The sequence below is a fragment of the Streptomyces bohaiensis genome (assembly GCF_012033785.1).
GTDB classification, from domain to species: Bacteria; Actinomycetota; Actinomycetes; order Streptomycetales; family Streptomycetaceae; genus Streptomyces; species Streptomyces bohaiensis.
The window spans coordinates 1-22,091 of record NZ_JAAVJC010000064.1 but is presented as its reverse complement, the minus strand read 5'-3'; the positions used below and the strand labels follow the sequence as shown (position 1 = coordinate 22,091).

Annotated in this window: 19 protein-coding genes; 17 read left to right on the top strand and 2 right to left on the bottom strand. The window is 72.5% G+C overall.

All coding sequences use genetic code 11. The features are described 5' to 3' along the window. The 9 genes from HCN52_RS10135 to mutM form a co-directional block, all read left to right on the top strand. A partial coding sequence (locus HCN52_RS10135) for a fatty acid kinase subunit FakA-related protein (RefSeq protein WP_512700783.1) occupies positions 1–1,115 on the top strand: 1,115 nt, incomplete at its 5' end. Between the two features lie 147 nt (positions 1,116–1,262). Continuing rightward, positions 1,263–3,539 (top strand): ATP-dependent DNA helicase RecG, encoded by a 2,277-nt coding sequence (gene recG / locus HCN52_RS10130; RefSeq protein WP_168088072.1) that lies wholly within the window; start codon positions 1,263–1,265, stop codon positions 3,537–3,539. A gap of 234 nt (positions 3,540–3,773) precedes the next feature. Beyond that, positions 3,774–4,358 (top strand): 16S rRNA (guanine(966)-N(2))-methyltransferase RsmD, encoded by a 585-nt coding sequence (rsmD, locus tag HCN52_RS10125; RefSeq protein ID WP_168088071.1) that lies wholly within the window; start codon positions 3,774–3,776, stop codon positions 4,356–4,358. Positions 4,359–4,384: 26 nt separating this feature from the next. Further along, positions 4,385–4,864 carry a pantetheine-phosphate adenylyltransferase gene (gene coaD / locus HCN52_RS10120; protein ID WP_209314376.1) on the top strand — a complete coding sequence of 160 codons (480 nt, stop codon included), beginning with the start codon at positions 4,385–4,387 and terminating at the stop codon, positions 4,862–4,864. Between the two features lie 78 nt (positions 4,865–4,942). Next, entirely contained in the window at positions 4,943–5,941 is a 999-nt protein-coding gene (locus HCN52_RS10115) for a cell division initiation protein (RefSeq protein WP_168088069.1), read from the top strand. A 302-nt stretch (positions 5,942–6,243) separates the two neighbouring features. After that, positions 6,244–6,846, top strand: a complete 603-nt coding sequence (locus HCN52_RS10110) for a YceD family protein (RefSeq protein ID WP_168088068.1) — start codon at positions 6,244–6,246, stop codon at positions 6,844–6,846. Between the two features lie 2 nt (positions 6,847–6,848). Continuing rightward, on the top strand, positions 6,849–7,022 hold the full coding sequence (gene rpmF / locus HCN52_RS10105; protein WP_167931650.1) for a 50S ribosomal protein L32: 174 nt from the start codon (positions 6,849–6,851) through the stop codon (positions 7,020–7,022). Positions 7,023–7,041: 19 nt separating this feature from the next. Further along, positions 7,042–7,821, top strand: a complete 780-nt coding sequence (gene rnc, locus HCN52_RS10100) for a ribonuclease III (RefSeq protein ID WP_168088073.1) — start codon at positions 7,042–7,044, stop codon at positions 7,819–7,821. Next, positions 7,814–8,710 (top strand): bifunctional DNA-formamidopyrimidine glycosylase/DNA-(apurinic or apyrimidinic site) lyase, encoded by an 897-nt coding sequence (gene mutM / locus HCN52_RS10095; RefSeq protein WP_168088067.1) that lies wholly within the window; start codon positions 7,814–7,816, stop codon positions 8,708–8,710. Before rnc ends, mutM begins: the two co-directional genes overlap by 8 nt. 118 nt (positions 8,711–8,828) lie before the next feature. Here the strand turns inward: mutM and HCN52_RS10090 are convergent, their stop codons facing one another. Continuing rightward, entirely contained in the window at positions 8,829–9,611 is a 783-nt protein-coding gene (locus HCN52_RS10090; protein ID WP_168088066.1) for a CAP domain-containing protein, read from the bottom strand. 445 nt (positions 9,612–10,056) lie between these two features. Here HCN52_RS10090 and HCN52_RS10085 point away from each other — a divergent pair, with 445 nt between their 5' ends. The 4 genes from HCN52_RS10085 to ftsY all read left to right on the top strand — a co-directional run bounded on the left by HCN52_RS10085 (position 10,057) and on the right by ftsY (position 16,194). Next, positions 10,057–10,335 carry an acylphosphatase gene (locus HCN52_RS10085; protein ID WP_245175018.1) on the top strand — a complete coding sequence of 93 codons (279 nt, stop codon included), beginning with the start codon at positions 10,057–10,059 and terminating at the stop codon, positions 10,333–10,335. 345 nt (positions 10,336–10,680) lie between these two features. Beyond that, positions 10,681–10,890, top strand: a complete 210-nt coding sequence (locus HCN52_RS10080; protein WP_168088064.1) for a hypothetical protein — start codon at positions 10,681–10,683, stop codon at positions 10,888–10,890. Positions 10,891–11,123: 233 nt separating this feature from the next. Next, positions 11,124–14,720: a chromosome segregation protein SMC gene (gene smc, locus HCN52_RS10075; RefSeq protein ID WP_168088063.1), complete on the top strand. Its 3,597-nt coding sequence runs from the start codon at positions 11,124–11,126 to the stop codon at positions 14,718–14,720. Between the two features lie 271 nt (positions 14,721–14,991). Then, on the top strand, positions 14,992–16,194 hold the full coding sequence (ftsY, locus tag HCN52_RS10070) for a signal recognition particle-docking protein FtsY (RefSeq protein WP_168088062.1): 1,203 nt from the start codon (positions 14,992–14,994) through the stop codon (positions 16,192–16,194). A gap of 116 nt (positions 16,195–16,310) precedes the next feature. On the opposite strand, the gene HCN52_RS10065 is transcribed toward ftsY, so the two are convergent. After that, entirely contained in the window at positions 16,311–16,982 is a 672-nt protein-coding gene (locus HCN52_RS10065; protein WP_312876631.1) for a bifunctional DNA primase/polymerase, read from the bottom strand. A 519-nt stretch (positions 16,983–17,501) separates the two neighbouring features. Between HCN52_RS10065 and HCN52_RS10060 the strand changes: the two genes are divergently transcribed. The 4 genes from HCN52_RS10060 to HCN52_RS10045 all read left to right on the top strand — a co-directional run. Next, positions 17,502–19,025 (top strand): NsdA family TPR-like regulatory protein, encoded by a 1,524-nt coding sequence (locus tag HCN52_RS10060; protein ID WP_168088060.1) that lies wholly within the window; start codon positions 17,502–17,504, stop codon positions 19,023–19,025. Positions 19,026–19,386: 361 nt separating this feature from the next. Continuing rightward, positions 19,387–20,679: an ammonium transporter gene (locus HCN52_RS10055; protein ID WP_168088059.1), complete on the top strand. Its 1,293-nt coding sequence runs from the start codon at positions 19,387–19,389 to the stop codon at positions 20,677–20,679. Then, positions 20,676–21,014, top strand: a complete 339-nt coding sequence (locus HCN52_RS10050) for a P-II family nitrogen regulator (RefSeq protein WP_168088058.1) — start codon at positions 20,676–20,678, stop codon at positions 21,012–21,014. Before HCN52_RS10055 ends, HCN52_RS10050 begins: the two co-directional genes overlap by 4 nt. Positions 21,015–21,063: 49 nt before the next feature. Beyond that, the coding region (locus HCN52_RS10045) for a [protein-PII] uridylyltransferase family protein (protein WP_376767111.1) at positions 21,064–22,091 on the top strand (1,028 nt) is incomplete at its 3' end.

The following is a 22,091-nucleotide window of genomic DNA, read 5'->3' as shown; positions in this document are numbered from 1 at the left end:
CCCCCCCCCACCCCGGCCCGGACGCACCCCGCCGCGACGGGGCGCAGGGTCCGGAGGCCCGCTGCCACGTCCCGTCTCCGCATGAGGCGGGGTGGCCGCACCCCTCCGGCCCCGGCCCCACCGCCGCGGGCACCGACCGCGACGACCCACCGGCGGCCCGTGCCGGCGACGGTGCCGCCCCGGCGGGGCCGGTCCGCGGCCCCGGTCCCCTGCCGGGGCCCAGCCACGAGGTCATCTATCTGCTCGAGGCCGAGCAGGCAGCGCTGGACCGCCTCCGCCCCCGGTTGGAGAAGCTCGGTGACTCGCTCGTGGTGGTGGGAGGCGACGGCCTGTGGAACGTCCACGTCCACACCGACGATCCCGGCGCCGCGGTCGAGGCCGGCGTGGACGCGGGCCGCCCCCACCGCATTCGCATCACCCACCTCGGCGGCCGCACCCCGGGCTCCGCCCCGCGCGCTCCCCGGGCGATCCTGGGCGTCGTGCCGGGGCCGGGGCTTGCCGCTCTGTGCCACGCAGCAGGAGCGCAGACACTGATTGTCCACGGTCACGAGCTCCCCGGCAGCGGCGAGCTCGCCGCTGCGATCCTCCGCGCCCACGCGCAGGAGGTCGTCCTCCTCCCCAACGACGACAGGCTGCGCCATGCCGCCGCGGCGGCAGCTGCCCAGGCCCGCGCCGAAGGCGTCCGCGTGGCGGTGCTGCCCACGCGCAGCCCCGTGCAGGGACTCGCGGCGCTCGCCGTCCACACCCCGGGCCGCAGCTTCGACGAGGACGTCGTCGCCATGACGTCGGCGGCCGGCGCGACACGGTTCGGCGAACTCTCCGTCGCCACGGGCCAGGCGTGGACCACCGCCGGGATCTGCCAGGCCGGTGACGTCCTGGGGCTGATCGACAGCGACGTGGCCGTCATCGGCCGCGATCTCCCGGAGGTCGCCCTGACGGTGGTGGAGCGCATGCTGGCCGCCGGGGGAGAACTGGTCACCCTGGTCCCCGGAGCGGACGCGCCGTCCGGACTCGCCGACCGGATCGAGCAGCGCGTCCGCCGCGCCAGCCTCGCGGTGGACACGGTTGTCTACCACGGCCACCAGGCATCCCCGCTCCTGATCGGGGTGGAGTGAGGGGCCCGGCCCGGTGCGCCCCACACCGCTCCATGCCCCACACCGCTCCATGCGCCACGCCGCGCCTCCCGTCTCCACGCGCCCCACGGGGCCCCACGGAGCCGCCGCCGCCCCGGTGGGGGCCGGAGCCGACCGGATGTCACCGCCATGGTGTGCAATGGCACCGTGACCGCCCCGTACTCCACCCACAGCCCGCTCTCCGACGCGGTGGGCGGCTCCACCGCGAAGGTGCTCGCCGACCACCTGGACCTGCGTACCGTCGGGGACCTCCTGTACCACTTCCCCCGCCGCTACGCCGAACGCGGCGAGCTGACCCGGCTGGCCGAACTCCCGCTGGACGAACACGTCACCGTGGTCGCCGAGATCGCGGACGCCCGGGTCCACACCTTCAACCACGGCCGGGGCCGCCGGCTGGAGGTCACCGTCACCGACGGCAGCGGCAAGCTCCAGCTGGTCTTCTTCGGCAGTGCCGCGCACCACCACCGGCGGGAACTGCTCCCCGGCCGCCGCGGCATGTTCGCCGGCAAGGTCTCCGTCTTCAACCGCAAGATGCAACTGTCGCACCCCGCGTACCAGCTGCTGGGAGAGGGCGAGGAGGACGAGGATCGCCGGGCCGCGCAGGCGTTCGCCGACCGCCTCCTGCCGCTCTACCCGGCCTGCAAGCAGATCGAGTCGTGGAAGATCGCCAAAGCCGTCGACACCGTGCTCGACGTGCTGGACGCCGCTGACTGGAAGGGCGTCGGGGACCCGCTGCCGGAGGAGCTGCGCCGTCGGCAGGATCTGCTCCCCCTTCCCGAGGCGCTGCTCGGGGTGCACCGGCCCCGCACCCACCAGCAGCTCGACGCCGCGCGAGAGCGGCTCAAGTGGGACGAGGCGTTCGTTCTGCAGGTCGCACTCGCGCGGAGGCGGCGTTCCACCACCCAGCAGCGTGCGACGCCCCGCGAGCCCCGACAGGACGGCCTGCTGCACGACTTCGACGACCGTCTGCCGTTCACCCTGACCGCGGGACAGCGTCGCGTCAGTGAGGAGATCTTCGCCGAGCTGGCCACGGACCACCCCATGCACCGGCTGCTGCAGGGCGAGGTCGGTTCCGGGAAGACCCTCGTCGCGCTCCGTGCCATGCTCGCCGTGGTGGATGCCGGCGGCCAGGCCGCGCTGCTCGCGCCGACGGAGGTCCTCGCCCAGCAGCACCACCGCTCGATCACCTCGATGATGGGCGACCTCGCCGAGGGCGGCCTGATCGGCGGGGCGGACAACGGCACCAAGGTCGCGTTGCTCACCGGGTCGATGGGCGCGCCCGCGCGTCGGCGCGCGCTGCTCGAACTCGTCAGCGGTGAGGCCGGCCTGGTCATCGGTACGCATGCCCTCATCGAGGACGCGGTGCGGTTCCAGGACCTCGGTCTCGTGGTCGTCGACGAGCAGCACCGGTTCGGCGTGGAGCAGCGCGACGCGCTCCGCTCCAAGGCCGAGCGCCCCCCGCACCTGCTGGTGATGACGGCCACGCCGATTCCCCGAACCGTCGCCATGACGGTCTTCGGGGACCTGGAGACGTCGGTCCTGGACGAGCTGCCTGCCGGGCGCTCGCCGATCGCCAGCCATGTGGTTCCCGCCGCGGACAAGCCGCACTTCCTCGAACGGGCCTGGGCGCGGGTCCGCGAGGAGGTGAACGCGGGCCACCAGGCGTACGTCGTCTGCCCCCGCATCGGGGACGAGCCGGCCGGGGGACAGGCCCGAGCGGCCGCGCGGTCGGACGGAGAACCGGCAGACTCCGCGGACGACGGGGCGCCGGCGGGCTCGGGTGACGACCGTCGTCCACCGCTCGCCGTCCTCGACGTGGCAGCGCACCTGGCCGAGGGGCCGCTCGCCGGGCTCCGCGTGGCGGTGCTCCACGGCCGCATGGCGCCCGACGACAAGGACGACGTCATGCGCCGTTTCGCCTCCGGCGACGTCGACGTGCTCGTGGCGACCACGGTGATCGAGGTAGGTGTCAACGTCCCCAACGCCACCGCGATGGTGATCATGGACGCCGACCGGTTCGGTGTCTCGCAGCTGCACCAGCTGCGCGGTCGGGTCGGCCGTGGCAGCGCGCCGGGACTCTGCCTGCTCGTCAGCGAGGCGCACGAGGCCTCCGCGGCCCGCGCCCGCCTCGACGCCGTCGCCCGGACTCTCGACGGCTTCGAGCTCTCCCGTATCGACCTCGAGCAGCGGAGGGAGGGCGACGTCCTCGGTCAGGCCCAGTCCGGGGGGCGCAGCTCCCTCCGGGTTCTGACCGTGGTGGAGGACGAGGAGCTCATCGCCGAGGCACGCACCGCGGCGACGGAGCTCATCGCGCGTGATCCCGAGCTCGACGGCGAACCCGACCTCCGGATCGCGCTCGACGCGCTGCTCGATGCCGAACGCGAGAGCTACCTGGACAAGGGCTGAGCCGGGAACGTTGCGGCACGGCGGGTTCGGCGGCCGAGTCCCTGGTGCCGGCGCCCCGGGCGACGGGCCCCCGACGGGCGCCGGACCCGCTCCGTGCGGCCGCGACGCACGGACGCCGTCCCGGCACGGCACGGACCGTCGGCAGCCCGCGCCTCGCCCGGCGTATAGCGTGGTGCCGGCCCCCAGCGACCCGACGCGGTGGTTCCGCGCCGAACCCAGCACAGTGAGGACTCCATGACCCGTGTCATCGGCGGCTCGGCAGGCGGTCGCAGACTCGCCGTCCCCCCCGGCGGCGGCACCAGGCCGACCTCGGACCGCGCTCGTGAGGGCCTTTTCTCCACCTGGCACGCGCTCCACGGAGACCTGGAAGGCGCACGCGTCCTGGACCTCTACGCCGGATCGGGGGCCGTGGGGCTGGAAGCTCTCTCCCGCGGAGCATCGCGCGTCCTGCTCGTCGAGGCCGACGCACGCGCCTCGCGGGTGATCAAGGAGAACATCAGCGCCCTGGGGCTGCGAGGAGCGGAGCTGCGCACGGGGCGGGCGCGGCAGGTGGTCGCCGCCCCGCCTCCGGAGCACCCCTTCGACCTGGTATTTCTCGACCCGCCCTACGCGGTGGGCGACGCGGAGCTCTCGGAGATCCTCGTCACACTCCGCACGGGCGGCTGGCTGACCGGCGACGCACTCGTCACCGTGGAACGGGGTACGCGCGGGGGGCCGTTCCCGTGGCCCGCCGGGTACGCGCCGCTGCGCTCCCGCCGCTACGGCGAGGGCACGCTCTGGTACGGTCACGCCGCCGTCGACGACACGGACCGGTCATGACCGACCGTCGGAACGAGGAGAGACCGTTGCGCCGCGCAGTCTGCCCCGGGTCCTTCGACCCGATCACCTGTGGACACCTCGACATCATCGGCAGAGCATCCAAGCTCTACGACACCGTGCACGTCGTGGTGATGATCAACAACTCCAAGAAGGGCCTCTTCTCCCTGGAGGAGCGCCTCGCGCTGATCGAGGAGGTGACGGCGGAGTTCGGGAACGTGGTGGTGGAGTCGTTCCACGGCCTCCTGGTCGACTTCTGCAAACAACGTGACATTCCCGCCATCGTCAAGGGGCTGCGGGCCGTCAGCGACTTCGACTACGAGCTCCAGATGGCCCAGATGAACAACGGCCTCTCCGGGGTCGAGACGCTCTTCATCCCGACCAACCCCACGTACAGCTTCCTCTCCTCCTCCCTGGTCAAGGAGGTCGCCGCATGGGGCGGCGACGTGGCGCACCTGGTCCCTGCCCCGGTGCTGCGCGAGTTGCGCGGGAAGCTCGCCCGCGACTGAGGCGGTGCCGCGCGCCGGTCGGCGCCGGCAGCACGGCTCGGCTGCGCTTCGCCGCGGAGGGGCCGTACAGTCACTGCCGTGGACGTACACCAGAAACTCGATGAGATCGTCACCACGGTCGAGAACGCCAAGTCGATGCCGATGTCGGCGTCCTGCGTGATCAACCGCAGTGACCTGCTCGGCCGCCTCGACGAGGTGCGCGGGGCGCTGCCCGGCTCGCTCGCCGAGGCCCAGCAGCTCCTCGGCGGTCGCGAACAGATGGTGGCGGAGGCACGGCAGGAGGCCCAGAGCATCCTGGATGCCGCCCGCAGCGAACGGGGCACGCTGGTGGACAACACCCAGGTGGTCCAGCGGGCGCAGGCCGAGGCCGCCCGGATCCTGGACGAGGCGAAGCGGGAAGCGGCCGCCGTCCGCGAGGAAGCCGACGACTACGTGGACAGCAAGCTCGCCAACTTCGAGGTCGTGCTCGGCAAGACGATCGGCTCGGTGGAGAGGGGCAGGGTCAAGCTGCTGGGCCGGGACGGCGATCCTGCCGAGTTGGTGGCGCAGGCGGACGCTTACGTGGAGGCGCAGTTCGGCGCCATCGAGGCGGTGCTCCGCAAGACGCTGGAAGCCGTGGGCCGGGGCCGCCAGAAGCTGACGGGCCACCGCCCCACCGACGAGTTGGGCTCCCTCGGCGGCCCCACCGACGAGCGTGCCGACCAGGCGGCGGCCAACTACGGACAGGAACAGCCCGACACCTACTACTCGCACCCGGGTGACCGGCCCTCCTACGACTACGCCGGCGACTACCAGGGGTACGGCGAGCAGCCGGGCGCGTCCGGGGGCGACTACGACTACGTCACCACGGCCGGCGCCGGCCAGGACGGCCCGTACGGCGGGCAGGTCGAGCCGGCCTACGGCGGTGCGCCCGGCCACGGAGCACCGAACGGTGACTACGCCGACACCTCCGGCTACGGGTACGGACAGCAGCACTCGTCCGGCTACCAGCAGGGCGGAACGCTGGAGGAGACCAGCCTCTTCGACACCGCCATGATCGACTCCGAGCAGCTGCGACGGTACGAACAGGGCCGCTGAGCGTCGCGCGCCCCACCGCGGCACCCGGCGGCGTGCGATCCGGCCAGGGCTCGTACGCCGTCCGCCGTCGCGTGGGGCGCTCGCAGGGCACCGTGCGCCGCTGGTGCGCACGCGCGCACGGCGGCGACGGGCCCGATTGGGCGGGAAGCGCGTGGTGAAGTACCCTTGCTCTTCGGCCGTGGACATCTCACGGTCAGGGCTGCCCGGACGAATCCTTGCGGATCGTCCCACGGTGTGGCCCACGCCGCCCGCGTAGAAAGCAGGACGTCCTGAAAGCCCCTCTCGACCACCGTGCCCCCCTCGTGTTCGACACGCGGGAGCTGGGGCGGAGGCCGGGTGCGCTGAAGCGGCTGTCCCGCACGGTGGATTCGCCCGGCGATCTCGCGACCGAGGTCATCGGTGTCCCTGCGGACGCCCGGATCGACATCGACCTGCGTCTCGAGTCGGTGATGGACGGCGTGCTCGTCACGGGTACCGCGCGTGCGCCACTGACGGGCGAGTGCGTAAGGTGTCTGGAGCCGCTGAGCCAGCAGTGCGAAGCGGAATTCCAGGAGCTGTACTCCTACCCCGACGCCGACGACCGGATCCGCCCCGCGGAGACCGGCGACGACGCCGAGGAGGAGGGGTTCCGCCTCGAGGGCGACCTGTTCGACCTCGAACCGGTACTGCGTGACGCGGTGGTGCTCTCACTGCCGCTGCAGCCGGTGTGTCGGGAGGACTGCCCCGGGTTGTGCACCGAGTGCGGTGCGCGGCTCGCGGACGACCCCGATCATCAGCACGAAGAAGCCGTCGACATCCGTTGGGCGGCGCTGCAGGAGTTCGCCGGTGCCGAGGGCACCGATGAGCCGGCCGCAGAGCAAGCGAAGTCTCCTCGCTCCGGCGGGGACGAACCACAGGAGAAGTAGCCGTGGCTGTTCCGAAGCGGAAGATGTCGCGCAGCAACACGCGTCACCGTCGGTCCCAGTGGAAGGCTGTGGCTCCGAACCTGGCGACGTGTGACCGCTGCCAGGAGCCGAAGCTGCAGCACACCGCGTGCGGCAACTGCGGCACGTACAACCGCCGTCAGGTTCTCGAGGTCTGATCGGCGGGTGACAGGGTTCATGTCGGACGCCAGTACGTCGCTGAACGAGACGTCGGCGGACAGTTCCTCGTCCCACGCCATTCTGGAAGGGCGGCTCGGCCACCGGCTTGAGACCGCCCTTCTGGCGCGCGCGCTGACGCATCGGAGCTACGCGTACGAGAACGGTGGCCTGCCGACCAACGAGCGACTCGAGTTCCTCGGGGACTCGGTACTCGGGCTGGTGGTCACGGACACGCTGTACCGCACCCATCCGGACCTGCCCGAGGGGCAGCTGGCCAAGCTGCGTGCCGCGGTGGTCAACTCCCGTGCCCTCGCCGAGGTCGCCCGCGGCCTCGACCTGGGCGCGTTCGTGCGGCTCGGCCGGGGGGAGGAGGGGACCGGGGGCAGGAACAAGGCCTCGATCCTCGCCGACACCCTGGAAGCCGTGATCGGTGCGGTCTACCTCGACAAGGGTCTCGAAGCCGCGGACGCGCTGGTCCATCGGCTCTTCGACCCGCTCATCGAGCGGTCCGCAGGGCTGGGCGCCGGTCTGGACTGGAAGACCAGTCTCCAGGAGCTGAGTGCCGCCGAGGGACTGGGTGTGCCGGAGTACGTCATCGCGGAGGCCGGCCCGGACCACGAGAAGACCTTCACGGCTGCTGCTCGCGTCGGTGGTGTCACGCACGGCACCGGCACCGGCCGCAGCAAGAAGGAAGCGGAGCAGCAGGCCGCCGAGACCGCCTGGCGCGCCATCCGGGAGTCGGCGGACGCCCGGAGCGCCGGTTCCCAGCCCGTCACGGGCGGCACCACGGGTGCCTGAACTCCCCGAGGTCGAGGTCGTCCGCCGCGGTCTGGAGCGGTGGACGACCGGCCGGACCGTCGCTCGCGCGCAGGTGTACCACCCGCGGGCGGTGCGGCGGCACGAGGCCGGCGCCGAGAACTTCGCCGCGCGCCTCCGGGGCTGCCGGACGCTTCCGCCCCGGCGGCGCGGCAAGTACCTCTGGGTACCCCTGCTCCACGGGCAGGACGGGCCCTCGCATCCTGCGGATGGCGACCAGCCCACGACGGCGCTGCTGGCGCACCTGGGGATGAGCGGTCAGCTCTTGATCCAGCCGGCCGCGACGCCTGACGAGAAGCATCTCCGTGTCAGGGTCGTCTTCGACGACGAGGGCGCGGGGGAGCTCAGGTTCGTCGACCAGCGAACCTTCGGCGGCCTTTCGCTCCACTCCACGGTGGTGGGCGATCCGGAGTTCCTTCCGGCGCCGATCGCGCACATCGCCCGGGACCCTCTCGACCCGCTGTTCGACGAGGAACGCTGGTTGTCGGAGATGCGGCGTCGGGGAACGACGGTGAAGCGCGCCCTGCTCGACCAGAGTCTCGTCAGCGGGGTGGGGAACATCTACGCCGACGAGGCGCTCTGGCGCGCCCGGGTGCATTTCGAGCGCCCCACGCAGTCCCTGGCGCGGGCCGAGGCGACGGCGCTGCTCGGCGCGGCACGCGACGTGATGAACGCCGCGCTCGACGCGGGCGGGACCAGCTTCGACAGCCTCTATGTCAACGTCAACGGCCAGTCCGGCTACTTCTCGCGGTCCCTGGACGCGTACGGCCGTGAGGGGGAGCCGTGCCGGCGGTGCGGCACACCGATCGTGCGGCGGTCGTGGACCAACCGGTCGAGTTACTTCTGCCCCGTCTGCCAGCCCGCGCCCTGACGCCGGCGGCGGCGGAGCGCGCGCGTCCGCCCGGCCCCAGGCGGCTGCCCGGCTGGGGCCCGAGCGGGACGGGGCGGCATCCGCCGCGCTGCCGTGAGCAGTGGCTCGACGGTCGGGCTCAGTAGCCGAAGTTCTGTGTCCACCACGGCCCGCCCGGGCCGATGTGGACGCCCACGCCGAGCGTCCTGAAGTCGCAGTTCAGTATGTTCGCGCGGTGGCCTTCGCTGTTCATCCAGGACTCCATGACCGATTCCGCGCTCTGCTGGCCCCGGGCTATGTTCTCGCCGCCGAGGTTCGACACACCGGCGCGATCCGCGCGGTCCCACGGGCTGTGGCCGTCCGGGTCGGTGTGGTCGAAGAACTCGCGCTCAGCCATGTCGCGGCTGAAATCCTGTGCCAGGACTGCCAGGCCGCCGTCGTTCGCCAGCGGCCTGCACCCGGCCCGGGCCCGCTCCTCGTTGACGATGCTCAGCACGCGGGCCGCTGCCTGCTGGGCGGGGTCCTCGCTCTGCGGGGGCGCGGAGGGCGAGCCGGGTGCGCTGCTCGGCGGAGAGGTGGGGGAGGGGCGGTCCGGTGACGGGGCAGGAGGGGCGGGCTCCGACTCGACCACGGTCTCCGGCGTCTCCTCGACCGGCTCGGGTTCCGGCTCGGGGTCGGCGGACCGAGAGGGGGCGTCGGCCTCCTGCTCCTCGTCCTCCGCCGCTTCCTCCGGTTCCTCCGAAGGGGACTCGGACGCCTCGGGCTCCTCGTCCCGCTCGGCGCCGCGGCTCGCCGTGTCGTCGCGGTCGCGGTCGGGAGTGGCCGACGCGGTGTCCAGGGCCCGCTCGCCCTCGTGGGCGGCGACGTCACGCTGGTCGTCCGCCCCGCCGGGCGCGGGCAGCACCCCGGTCCCGATGGCCATCGCACCGATCGTGAGAGCTGCCGAGGCGCTGAGCAGACCGGCGCGAGCCGGCCCCTGCTTGCGGTGCACCGCCCGCCGTACCGGCGTGGAACGACCGTGGCGTCCCATCAGACGTACCGTCCTTCGTCACTCGACAACGCGTTCACCACTACCTCACGATGCGACTCACTCGAAAGGGTGATGCATGGTGTGGGACTGTACGGCATGCCGCAGCCGTGACGATGCCTCCCGGCCGAATCCCGGGGATAGCGTGCGTCACAGGGGTCTGCGGCGGCCTCGTTGCCGGCGAGGGAGCGCGGAGCCTCGTGCCGAGCCGTGGGCACCGACGACGTGTACGGCGCGCAGGAGAACAGAGGGAGGAGAGATGTCCGAGGTCACGCGCGCGCCGCTGTTCCGTGACTGTGCGGTGGTGCTCGGTGCTGTGTCGCAGACCGGGGGCCCGCCCCTGGCGCCCGCGCGCCTGACGGTCTGGGTTCGCGGCCGGGTGCAGGGTGTCGGTTTCCGTTGGTTCACCCGCGCGCGTGCTCTGTCCGTGGGCGGGGTGCGCGGCTTCGCCCTCAACCTCGACGACGGCCGGGTGCAGGTCGTGGCGGAAGGGACACGAGGGGACTGCGAGCAGTTGTTGGCGTGGCTCCGTTCCGACGACACACCCGGGCGGGTCACCGGTGTCACCGAGATATGGGCCACACCACGGGGCGGTTACGCGGAGTTCGATATCCGCTGAGGGTGCAGCGGGCCGACCGCGCCGGACGCAGGGAGAAGGGGTTGCCGCAGCCGCTCCGACGTGCGAGGCTGCCCCACGACGAAAGATCCACTCACCGCATGAACCGCGCGGGCCCGGACGAGAGCCCGCTGCCGCGGAAGACCGCCGACGCCCGCTTTCGTGCTGATCACGACGGGTCGCGCGGCGTGATCGTGTTGACCGGCATGCCTTTTGGTGAGACTCTGAAAACTCCTGCGCACCTTGGCTGTGTGGCCCGCTGTAGCTCACCAGGCCGCAGCGCGTGGTGCGATTTTCCCGACCCACGACGACCTCTGGTCGGTCACTCATTGTGGAGGACCATCCATCATGGCAAAGGCGCTTCTCGGTTACGTCGGCGGACCCGACCCCCGAGTACTCGCCGAAATGCGGCGGCTGCAGCAGCGCGTCCAGGACCTCGAGACCCAGCTCATTCGGGTCCAGGCCGAGAACGACGCTCTGGCGGCCGCTGTGACTCGGCACTCGGACGCGGTGCTCGAATCCATCGACGTGCACAGTGCGGAGCCCGCGCTGACCTGATCCGCGGTGGGCCGGTGAACGGATCGATCCGTGGCCTGCGGATGTGCAAGGGACGCTTCGGCGTCCCTTCTTTTCTGCCCTTCTTTCGGTGCCGCACCACGCTCGGAATGAGTATCTGGTTCTGGAACGGGTGTTCGGTGCCGACTGGGTGCCGGGCTCACTGAGGGGTGTGCCCCACTCGCAGAGAGTCGAAACGGCAATTCTCGGGACCCTGCCCGGTAAAGTCCGATGACGTGCACCTCAAGAGTCTGACGCTGAGGGGATTCAAGTCCTTCGCCTCGGCCACCACGCTGCGATTCGAACCCGGCATCACCTGCGTCGTCGGTCCCAACGGGTCGGGAAAGTCGAACGTCGTGGACGCCCTCTCGTGGGTGATGGGCGAACAGGGGGTCAAATCCCTGCGCGGCGGAAAGATGGAGGACGTGATCTTCGCCGGGACCACCGGCAGGCCGCCTCTCGGCCGCGCCGAGGTCTCGCTCACCATCGACAATTCCGACGGTGCCCTCCCCATCGAGTACGCCGAAGTCACCATCACCCGGACCATGTTCCGCAACGGCGGCAGCGAGTACCGGATCAACGGGACGACCGCCCGGCTGCTCGACATCCAGGAACTGCTCTCCGATTCCGGTATCGGCCGGGAGATGCACGTCATCGTCGGTCAGGGACAGCTCGACTCCGTGCTCCACGCCGATCCCATGGGCCGGCGTGCCTTCATCGAGGAGGCGGCCGGGGTCCTCAAGCACCGCAAGCGCAAGGAGAAGGCGCTGCGGAAACTGGACGCGATGCAGGCCAACCTCGCCCGCGTCCAGGACCTCACCGACGAACTCCGCCGCCGTCTCAAGCCGCTGGGGCGGCAGGCCGCGGCCGCCCGTCGAGCCGCCGTGGTCCAGGCGGAGCTCCGGGACGCCCGGCTGCGGCTGCTCGCCGACGATCTGGTCGCCCAGCGTCGCAGCCTTCGGGACGACACCGCCGACGAGGCGGGGCTGCGTGCCCGCAGGGCCGAGGCCGAAGAGCAGTTGCGACAGGCCGCGCGCAGAGAGGCCGCCCTTGAGCAGGAGGTGCGCACGCTCGTTCCGCGGCTGCGACGGGCCCAGGAGAGCTGGCAGGAGCTCTCCCAACTCGCCGAACGCGTTCGCGGCACCGTGTCGTTGGCCGACGCCAGGGTGGCCGGCGCGCGGGCCCACCCACCGGAGGAACCTACGGGCAAGGATCCGGAACAGCTCGAACGCGAGGCGGCGCTGCTGCGGGAGCAGGAGGCCGAACTGCGGGCCGCGCTGGAGGCTGCCGGCGCTGCGCTAGAACAGGCGACGGAAGCCCGGGCCGGCCTCGAAGGAGAGCTCGCGGTGGAGGAGCGGCGCCTCCGGGACGCGGAGCGCGCCCGAGCCGACCGCCGGGAGGAACTCGCGAGGCTGCAGGGCCGGGCCAACGCAGCCGCCCACCGCGAGGCGACGGCCCGGGCCGAGATCGAGCGACTGACGGCGGAGCGGGATGCCGCTGCGGAACGGGCAGGGGAGGCCGACTGCAGGCACGCCGCGCTCCGTACCGCATCGGAGGGCCACGAGGCCGAGGAGGCGGAGACCGCGGCGGTCCACGACGCGGCGCGGGGGGATCTGGCCGCCGCCGAGGAGCGACTGGCAGCGGCACGGGACGCCCGCTCCGAGGTCGAGAACCGGCGTGCGGCGGCGACCGCCCGACGCGATGCCCTCGCGCTGGGGCTGCGTCGCAAGGACGGCAGTGCGGCCGTGCTCGCTGCGCCGGAGCTGGCGGCGGGGGTCCTCGGTGCGAGTGTCGAGCTCCTGAACGTCGCCCCCGGCTACGAGGTGCCGGTGGCCGCCGCCCTGGACGCGGCGCCCGACGCGGTGGTGGTGGACGGGGTGTCCACCGCCGTGGAGGCGCTCGGCATGCTCCGCAAGAACGACGCCGGCCGCGCAGCCCTCCTGCTCGCCGGCGATCCTGCCACCGCCGGAACGCCCCGACCCGCCGCGCGCGAGGCCGGCCTCGTGCCCGGCAGTGACAGCCGGTCACCCGGGGGGCCGGTCGGCGACGGCGTGGCCGCCGCCGACCTCGTGACCGGGCCGCCCGGACTGCTGGACCCCGTGCGCCGGCTGCTGCGCGACGTCGTGGTGGTGCCGGACCTGGAGGGAGCGCACCGCCTGATCCAGCGCACGCCCGGGGCCACAGCGGTGACCTCGGAAGGTGACGTGATCACGCGCCATCTCGCCCGGGGCGGTTCCGCGGGCAACCCCAGTCGCATCGAGCTCCAGGCATCCGTCGACGAGGCCACCGAGGACATCGCCCGGCTCGACGCCGCGGCGGACACCGCACGGTCGGACCTGGCCGAAGCGGAGGAGCGACGCGCGGCTGTCGTCGACCGGCTCGAGGAACTCGGCGCCGGCCGTCGGACCGCGGACCGCCGGCGAGCGGAGCTCGCACAGGACCTCGGACGCCTGGCGGGGCAGGCGAGGGCGCTCGCCGAGGAGGCGGAACGAGCCGACCGCGCCGTGGCCCGAGCCGGGGAGCTCGCGGAGCGCGCCGCCGGGGAGGCCGACGAACTCGCCGCACAGCTCGCGGCGGTCGAGGAGGTCGGTGACGACGACGAGCCCGACCGGCGGGCCCGTGACCGCCTCGACGCCGACGGGGCGGCCGCACGCCGGGCCGAGATGGAGGCCCGGCTCCAGGTCCGCACCCACGAGGAGCGCGTCCGCGGACTGACGGGGCGGGCGGAGGGCCTGCTTCGGGCCGCCTCGGCGGAGAGGGAGAGCCGGGCGCGGGCGGACCGTCGCCGGCGGCAACTGCGGCGGGAGGCCGCGGTCGGTGCGGCCGTGGCGGCCGGCGCTCGACAGCTTCTGTCCTTCGTCGAGGCCTCGCTGGCCCGGGCAGCCGACGAACGGGACGCCGCGGACCGCGCACGCGCGGCGCGGGACGACGCGCTGGAGGCCGAACGCCGGGTGGGCCGCGAACTGAAGGAGGAGGTCGACCGGCTCACCGACTCCGTCCATCGCGGCGAGGTCCTGGGGGCCGAGAAACGGTTGCGCATCGAGCAGCTGGAGCAGCGGGCGCTGGAGGAACTCGGCGTCGACCCCGCTGTGCTCGTCGCCGAGTACGGCCCCGACCAGCCCGTGCCGCCCCCACCGCTGCCGGATGGCGCGGACGAACCCGTCGGGCGTGTCGCTGTGCCGTTCGACCGTGCCGAGCAGGAGAACCGGCTCCGCGCGGCGGAGCGCGCCTACAAGCAGTTGGGCAAGGTGAACCCCCTGGCGCTCGAGGAGTTCGCGGCGCTCGAGGAGCGCCACCAATTCCTCGGCGAGCAACTGGAGGACCTCCGGAGGACGCGTGCCGATCTGCTGCAGGTCGTCAAGGAGGTCGACGAACGCGTCGAGCAGGTGTTCACCGCGGCGTTCCACGACACCGCCCGTGAGTTCGAGGGCGTCTTCGCCCGACTGTTTCCGGGGGGCGAGGGGCGACTCGTCCTGACTGATCCCGACAACATGCTCACCACGGGGGTGGACGTCGAGGCACGGCCGCCCGGGAAGCGGGTGAAGCGGCTGTCGCTCCTCTCCGGTGGGGAGCGGTCGCTGACCGCCGTGGCACTCCTCGTGTCCATCTTCAAGGCCCGGCCCAGCCCCTTCTACGTGATGGACGAGGTCGAGGCCGCGCTGGACGACACCAACCTGCAGCGGCTCATCCGCATCATGGCGGAGCTCCGGGAGAGCTCCCAGCTGATCGTGATCACGCACCAGAAGCGCACCATGGAGGTGGCCGACGCCCTCTACGGAGTCTCCATGCAGGGCGACGGGGTGTCGAAGGTCATCAGCCAGCGGCTGGTGTGACGCAGAGAATCGCCGGTGCGTCCTGCGTCCTGCGTCCTGCGTCCTGCGCCCTGCGTCCTGCGTCCTGCGTCCGCGGGGGCGCCGGAGCCGGCAGGGCGCCCGGCCCTGCGCCGGACGCCTCGCAGCCGGTGGTAGCGCCCCCCCCGTGCGGGGGCGTCACCACGCGCCGTGCCGCCCACCGGAAGTCCGGCGGCGGGGCGGTCCGTGATACTGAGGAGCCAGTCAGCAATCGTCATCTCCCCCCAGCACCGGGGCGAACGCTAGGGAACCGATGGAAATCCTCATCCTCGCCGTGGTCATCGCCGTGGTCGTGCTCGGCACGGTCAGCGGCCTCGTCATCACCGGCCGACGGCGGAAGGCCGGCCCACCGGACGAGGACGTGGCGACGCGTACCGGCGGGGCGCCGGCACCGCCGGCGGAGCCCCAGGAACAGGACGCGCCCGCGCCCGCGGACGCGACGGCCGCCCCACCCGCCGCGCCCGAGGCGGCGGCGACTCCCGTCGCCGAGCCCGAGTCGCCCGTGGTGGAGACGCCGGCCCCCGCCGAGGGGCGACTGGTGCGGCTCCGGGCGCGCCTCGCGCGCTCGCAGAGCTCGCTGGGCAAGGGCCTCCTCACACTCCTGTCCCGCGAGAACCTCGACGAGGAGACCTGGGAGGAGATCGAGGACACCCTCCTGCGCGCCGACGTCGGCGTGGCGCCCACTCAGGAACTCGTCGAGCGGCTGCGGGAGCGCGTCCGGGTCCTCGGCACCCGTACGCCGGAGGAGCTGCGCGCCCTGCTCCGTGAGGAGCTCCTCCATCTGGTCGCCACGGACGCCGACCGAACGGTCAACACCGCGGGGGGCGTCTCCTCGACGGGGGACGAGCTTCCCGCCATCGCGCTGGTCGTCGGTGTGAACGGCACGGGCAAGACCACCACCACGGGCAAGCTGGCTCGCGTGCTCGTGGCGGACGGCAAGTCGGTCGTGCTGGGCGCAGCCGACACGTTCCGTGCCGCTGCCGCGGATCAGCTCGAGACCTGGGGCAGCCGCGTGGGCGCGCGCACCGTGCGGGGACCCGAGGGCGGCGATCCGGCGTCTGTCGCTTTCCAGGCGGTGAAGGAGGGCATCCAGGAGACGGCCGATGTCGTGCTGGTGGACACCGCAGGCCGGCTGCACACCAAGACCGGGCTGATGGACGAGCTCGGCAAGGTCAAGCGCGTGGTGGAGAAGCAGGCGCCGGTGGGCGAGGTGCTGCTGGTGCTCGACGCGACCACCGGGCAGAACGGCCTGGTGCAGGCGCGTGTCTTCGCCGAGGTCGTCGACGTCACGGGTGTGGTGCTGACCAAGCTCGACGGCACCGCGAAGGGCGGCATCGTCATCGCCGTGCAGCGGGAGCTCGGGGTCCCCGTCAAGCTGGTCGGCCTGGGGGAGGGCCCGGACGACCTGGCGCCGTTCGAGGCGGAAGCGTTCGTGGACGCCCTGATCGACCAGTAACCCTCCGCCGGCGATGCCCGCCGGCAGATCTTCGGCGCCCCGCGGTCCTGCCGCGGGGCGCCCCCCCCCCCCCCCCGACCGCGTCCCGGAGCTCGGCGGTCCGCGGCCGGCAGCGCTCACGCACCACGCGGACGGGGCAGCGTGCCACCGCACCGTGCCACCGCCGCAGCGAGCGTCCCGATCAGCAGTCGGGAGTCCGGGAAGACGGTCGCGTTCTCGGGGTCGGGGGCCCGCAGCCACCGCACCGGGACAGCCCCGGCGACGCGCGACGGCGGAGCGAGGACGTACCCGCCCCGGCCGATCCCTCTGAGCTGTCCGCGGCCGGCAGCGGGGGACGGCAGCAGCTGCGCGGTGCCGGGTGCGACGACGAACCAGGCCCGCCCGTCGGGGCGCCGCACGACCGGCCCCAGGCGCAGCCCCAGCCGTTCGAGGCGCAGGACGGCGTGCTCGGCGGCGACCGTGGGAGCTTCCACCGCGTCGAAGCGGATGCCGGTGGCCAGGAGGACCGTGCTGCCCGCGCCCACCGTGGACCAGCTCTCGGCCACTTCGGCGAGTGTGGTGCCTGCGGGCAAGACGGGCCCGCGTCGTGCGGGGTGCTCCCCGGGAGCGCCGCACCTCTGCCCGCACGAACACCGGAGGCCGCCGTCGTCCGAGCGGAGGGCGCGTGTGCCGGTGAGCACGTCCCAACCCCACAGACTCGTGTACTCCGCGACAGCCGTCACCTCGGGGGTGAGGGCACCCGGACGGATGTGTCGCGGCCCTCGGCGTACCTCGCGGCCGTCCCGCATGCTGCCGATGGTGAAACCCATGCCTCCTCCAACGGGTGGGTGCGTCGATGGTTACGCCGGAGCGCGCACGATGCGCCCGGCGTGCGCCGGGGTACGTGCGCTCCCGGCACTGCTTCGTTCGCATCAGGTCGAACAGTCTGTGCCCAGTACAACTCGCCGCGTTGTCGATAACGTGCTCGAGAGGGGTGGCGAATGGTGGCGATTGCACGGCATCGGCCCCTCAAGCGGTGTCCACAGCATTACGTTCGGTGTGTTCGTAGACACATCGTCATCTAGACTCGTTGTCAACAAGCCGGACCGACGGTCGACGGACGGGGTGTCAGCCGCGCCCCGGTGCGGTGTGATCGGCCTGATGCGGAGCTGCGTCGGGCCGATCGGCGTCGGTCGGCTCCTCGTGCGGGCCCGACCGGGACCGGGGCGGGCGGGCCCCGGATCGTTGCGCGAGCGGGACGGCAGGTCGAGGGCGACAGCAATTGCACGGGCCGCCGGTGCCGGCGGGCCAGGAGACGGGGGCCGACGGTGAGCCGACGAGAGATCGACGGTGACGCGGCCAAGCGGCCCAATGACCGCCTCACCTCCTGGTTCCAGCGCAGTGGTTGGTCCAAGGGGGAGATGGCCCGCCAGGTCAACCGTCGCGCTCGCCACCTCGGGGCGCACCACGTCAGCACGGACACGTCCCGCGTGCGGCGCTGGCTCGACGGCGAGCAGCCCCGTGAGCCGATACCGCGCATTCTGTCCGATCTCTTCTCCGAGCGGTTCAGCTGCGTCGTCACGGTGGAGGACCTCGGTCTTCGGTCGGCACCCCACACCGCGGCCGCCACCGGTATCGATCTCCCTTGGGCGGGCCCCCAGACGGTGCAGTCCATCAACGAGTTCACCCGCGGCGACCTGATGCTCGGCCGGCGTGGCTTCCTCGGCACCTCGCTCAGCATGTCGGCCGGGCCCGCGCTGATCGAGCCGATGCAGCGGTGGCTCGTCCCGACCCAGCCCGGTGCCGAGCACGCTTCCGCGCAGGTCGGTCTCGCCGCAGGAACAGTGGGGCCGTCGGCCGGACGGCGCGGTGGGGCGGGTATCTCCAGGCCGGAGCTGGAGCTGCTCGAGTCGTCCACCAGCATGTTCCGGCTCTGGGACGCCGCCTGCGGGGGTGGGCTGCGGCGAAAGGCCGTGGTCGGACAGCTGCACGAGATCACCGACCTGCTGCAGGAGTACCAACCGGAGTCGGTCCGCCGCCGCTTGTTCCGGGTCACTGCCGAACTCGCCGAACTCGCCGGGTGGATGAGCTACGACATCGGGCTCCAGCCGACAGCGCAGAAGTACTTCGTGCTGGCGCTGCACGCGGCCAAGGAAGCGGAGGACAGGCCGCTCGGCGCCTACGTGCTCTCCCGCATGACACGGCAGATGATCCACCTGGGCCGCGGTGAGGACGCTCTGGAGCTGGTGCACCTCGCGCAGTACGGCAGTCGTGACAGCGCGACCCCCCGGGTCCAGGCGCTGCTGCACGCGCTCGAGGCGCGCGCGTACGCCGCCGTCGGGGCCCCGGCCAAGGTGCGACGGGCCGTGCGCATCGCGGAGGAGACCTTCGAGGAGGTCTCGCCGCACGACGGGGACCCCGACTGGGCCTCGTTCTTCACCGAGGCCCAGCTCTCCGCCGAGAGCGCCCACGCGTACCGGGACCTGGCGTACAACCCGGCTCGCTGCGGGATGTACACCGCGCTCGCCAAGCCGCCGATGCGCCGGGCGGTGGAGCTCTTCGGGGCGGAGTGCGGAGAACCGGGTTCCGGGCACCAGCGTTCGTATGCACTCAATCTGATCGGACTCGCCACCGTCCACCTGCTCGACAGGGAGCCGGAGGAGGGCGCGGCCCGGGCGCACGATGCCGCGGATGTCGCCGAGAACCTGCGCTCCGAGCGTGTCACGACACGTCTGCACACCACCGCGGCCACGATGGTGCGGGACTTCGGCGGCGTCCCCGCGGTGCGTGATCTCGCCGAGCGGCTGCGGTTCGGGCGGCCGGGCGACCATGAGGAGCCCCGGGCGGGCTGAGGTGCCGTCCGCCGTCCGCCGTCCGCCGTGCCCGGGGCCGACCGGTGGAGCGGACGGCGGTGCCGGAGGGACGCCCGGCCCGCAGGGCTCGAGCTCCCCGCCCGACTGCAGGGGCTCCGTGCCGGGTCAGGTGGGGCGACACCCCGGCCCCGCCGGCGAGCCCGCCGGGGCCGGATCACGAGACCGTCACGGCCGAGCCACGCTTCATGTCCGATTCATCACGGTGTAACACCCCGGGGGGCATCGTCACGGGGCGGAAACACCGGCTGCCGTCCCCGGAAACTGCCCTCCGCGAGCCTGGTGCGCATCCTGACCCGCCCCGCTACTCCCGCACGGGTCGTTACACGAGGGGACGTTCACCTTGTCAGCAGCAGATATCGGCTTCATCCTGATCTGTGCCGCCATGGTCATGCTCATGACTCCCGGTCTGGCCCTCTTCTACGGCGGCATGATCCGCGTCAAGAGCGCCCTGAACATGCTGATGATGGTCTTCATCGCCATGGGCATCTCCAGCGTGCTCTGGGTGCTCTACGGCTTCAGCATCGCCTTCGGCGACAGCTTCAACGGCGAGGGCGGGGGGATCATCGGCAACTTCGACTTCCTCGGTTTCAAGGACATTCTCGGGCTCGAGGGCTCCGCGGACATCCTGACCTTCGCGGTCTTCCAGCTGATGTTCGCCGTGCTCACCCCCGCGCTCATCGCGGGCGCGCTGGCCGAACGCGTCAAGTTCAGCGCCTGGGCCGTCTTCGTCACCCTCTGGGTGACCCTGGTGTACTTCCCCGTCGCCCACTGGGTCTGGGGCGACGGCGGCTGGATCGCCAACCTCGAACTCGACGGACGCGAGGTCATCGACTTCGCCGGTGGCACCGCGGTCCACATCAACGCCGGCATCGCGGCGCTCGCGGTCGTCCTCGTGATCGGCAAGCGGGTCGGGTTCAAGAAGGACTCGTCCATGCGTCCCCACAACCTGCCCATGGTGCTGCTCGGCGCCTCCCTCCTGTGGTTCGGCTGGTTCGGGTTCAACGCGGGCTCCGAGGGTGCAGCCAACGGCACCGCCGCCCTGATGGCCCTGAACACCATGGTCGCCACCGGCACCGCGGTCCTCGGCTGGCTGATCTACGAGCGCATCCGCTACGGCGCCTACACCACGCTGGGCGCGGCCTCCGGCGCCATCGGCGGCCTCGTCGCGATCACCCCCTCCGGCGCCAACGTCAACCCCATGGGCGCCATGGCGATCGGCCTCGCGGCCGGCGCCGTCTGCGCCTGGGCCGTGGGCCTGAAGTTCAAGCTCGGCTTCGACGACTCCCTCGACGTCGTGGGCGTCCACCTCGTCGGCGGCATCATCGGCACCCTCATGGTCGGCTTCCTCGCCATCGACGGCGCCGCGGGCATCGCCCAGTTCGCCCTCCAGGCCGGCGCCGCCGCCGCGGTCCTCGCCTACTCCTTCGTCGTCTCCCTGCTGCTTGCGCTGCTGCTCAAGCACACCATGGGCTTCCGCGCCGACGAGGAGGCCGAGACCGGCGGTCTCGACCAGGCCTACCACGCCGAATCCGGCTACGACTTCAGCCAGGCCGGCGGCGGCGCCGGTCACGGAGCGGTCACCGCTCCCGCCGCTGCCCCCGCTCCCGCCGACGACAAGAAGGTCGACGCATGAGGCTCATCACCGCCGTCATCAAGCCGCACCGCATCGACGAGGTGAAGGCCGCCCTCCAGGCGTTCGGCGTCCACGGCATGACCGTGACCGAGGCCAGCGGATACGGCCGGCAGCGCGGGCACACCGAGGTCTACCGCGGCGCCGAGTACACCGTGGACCTGGTGCCGAAGACCCGTATCGAGATCCTTGTCGACGACGAGGACTCCGAGCAGCTGATCGACGTCGTGGTCAAGGCAGCCCGTACCGGAAAGATCGGTGACGGAAAGGTCTGGAGCGTGCCCGTGGAGACCGCCGTGCGCGTGCGGACGGGCGACCGGGGACCGGACGCACTCTGACCCTCCTCACCGCGACCCGCGGTGGGCACAGGAAAGACGGGAACCGCAGATGACGCTCGAGACCACCGGAACGACGGACGTCCCGGCGCCCGAAGCGGGGCCCAGCGGGAACTACGCGGCGTCCCGCCTGCACCTCCTCACGCAGGAGGCGCAGGCGGGGGCGCCGCGCCGCGCCGCGCTGGCGCGGCTCACGGACACCTGGCTCGCCGACCTCCACCAGGGGGCCGCCCCCGGGGCGGACGGAGCGAGCACGGCCCTGGTGGCCGTCGGCGGCTACGGCAGGGGCGAACTCTCCCCCCGCAGCGACCTCGACCTGCTCCTTCTCCACGACGGGGCGCCCGACGCAGATCTCGCGGCACTCGCCGATCGGCTCTGGTACCCCGTCTGGGACCTCGGGATCGCGCTCGACCACTCCGTGCGGGACGTCCCCACCACCCGGGAGACGGCGCGCGCCGACCTCAAGGTGCGTCTCGGACTGCTGGACGCACGGCACCTCGCCGGCGACGCGGGGCTCACCGAACGGCTGCGTACGGCGCAGCTCGCCGACTGGCGCTCCGAGGCTCCCGCCCGCCTGCCCGACCTGCACCGACTGGCAGCGGAGCGCACCCGACGCTACGGCGAACTGCCCTACCTCCTCGAGCCGGACCTCAAAGAGGCACGGGGCGGCCTGCGGGACGTCACCGCCCTGCGTGCCGTGGCCGCCTCCTGGATCGCCGATGCGCCGCGCGCCGGACTGGCGGAGGCGCTGGCAACCCTGCTCGACGTGCGCGACGCGCTCCACCTCACCACCGGCCGCGCGACCGACCGCCTGGCGCAGGAGGACCAGCCCCAGGTCGCCGACGCGCTCGGCCTCCTCGACCCCGACGCCCTGCTGCGCCAGGTGTACGAAGCCTCTCGTGTGATCACCTACGCCTGGGACGTCACCTGGCGCGAGGTCTCCCGGGTGCTCCGCTCCCGGCAGGAGCGCTCGGGACGTCCCGCCGACGGTGCGCCTCCCGCTGGATGCGCGAGCGGTCGAAGGCGGGCGGATCTCCTCGGAGATCGCCCACCCCTTCGCGCCGGTGCTGGAGGACACGC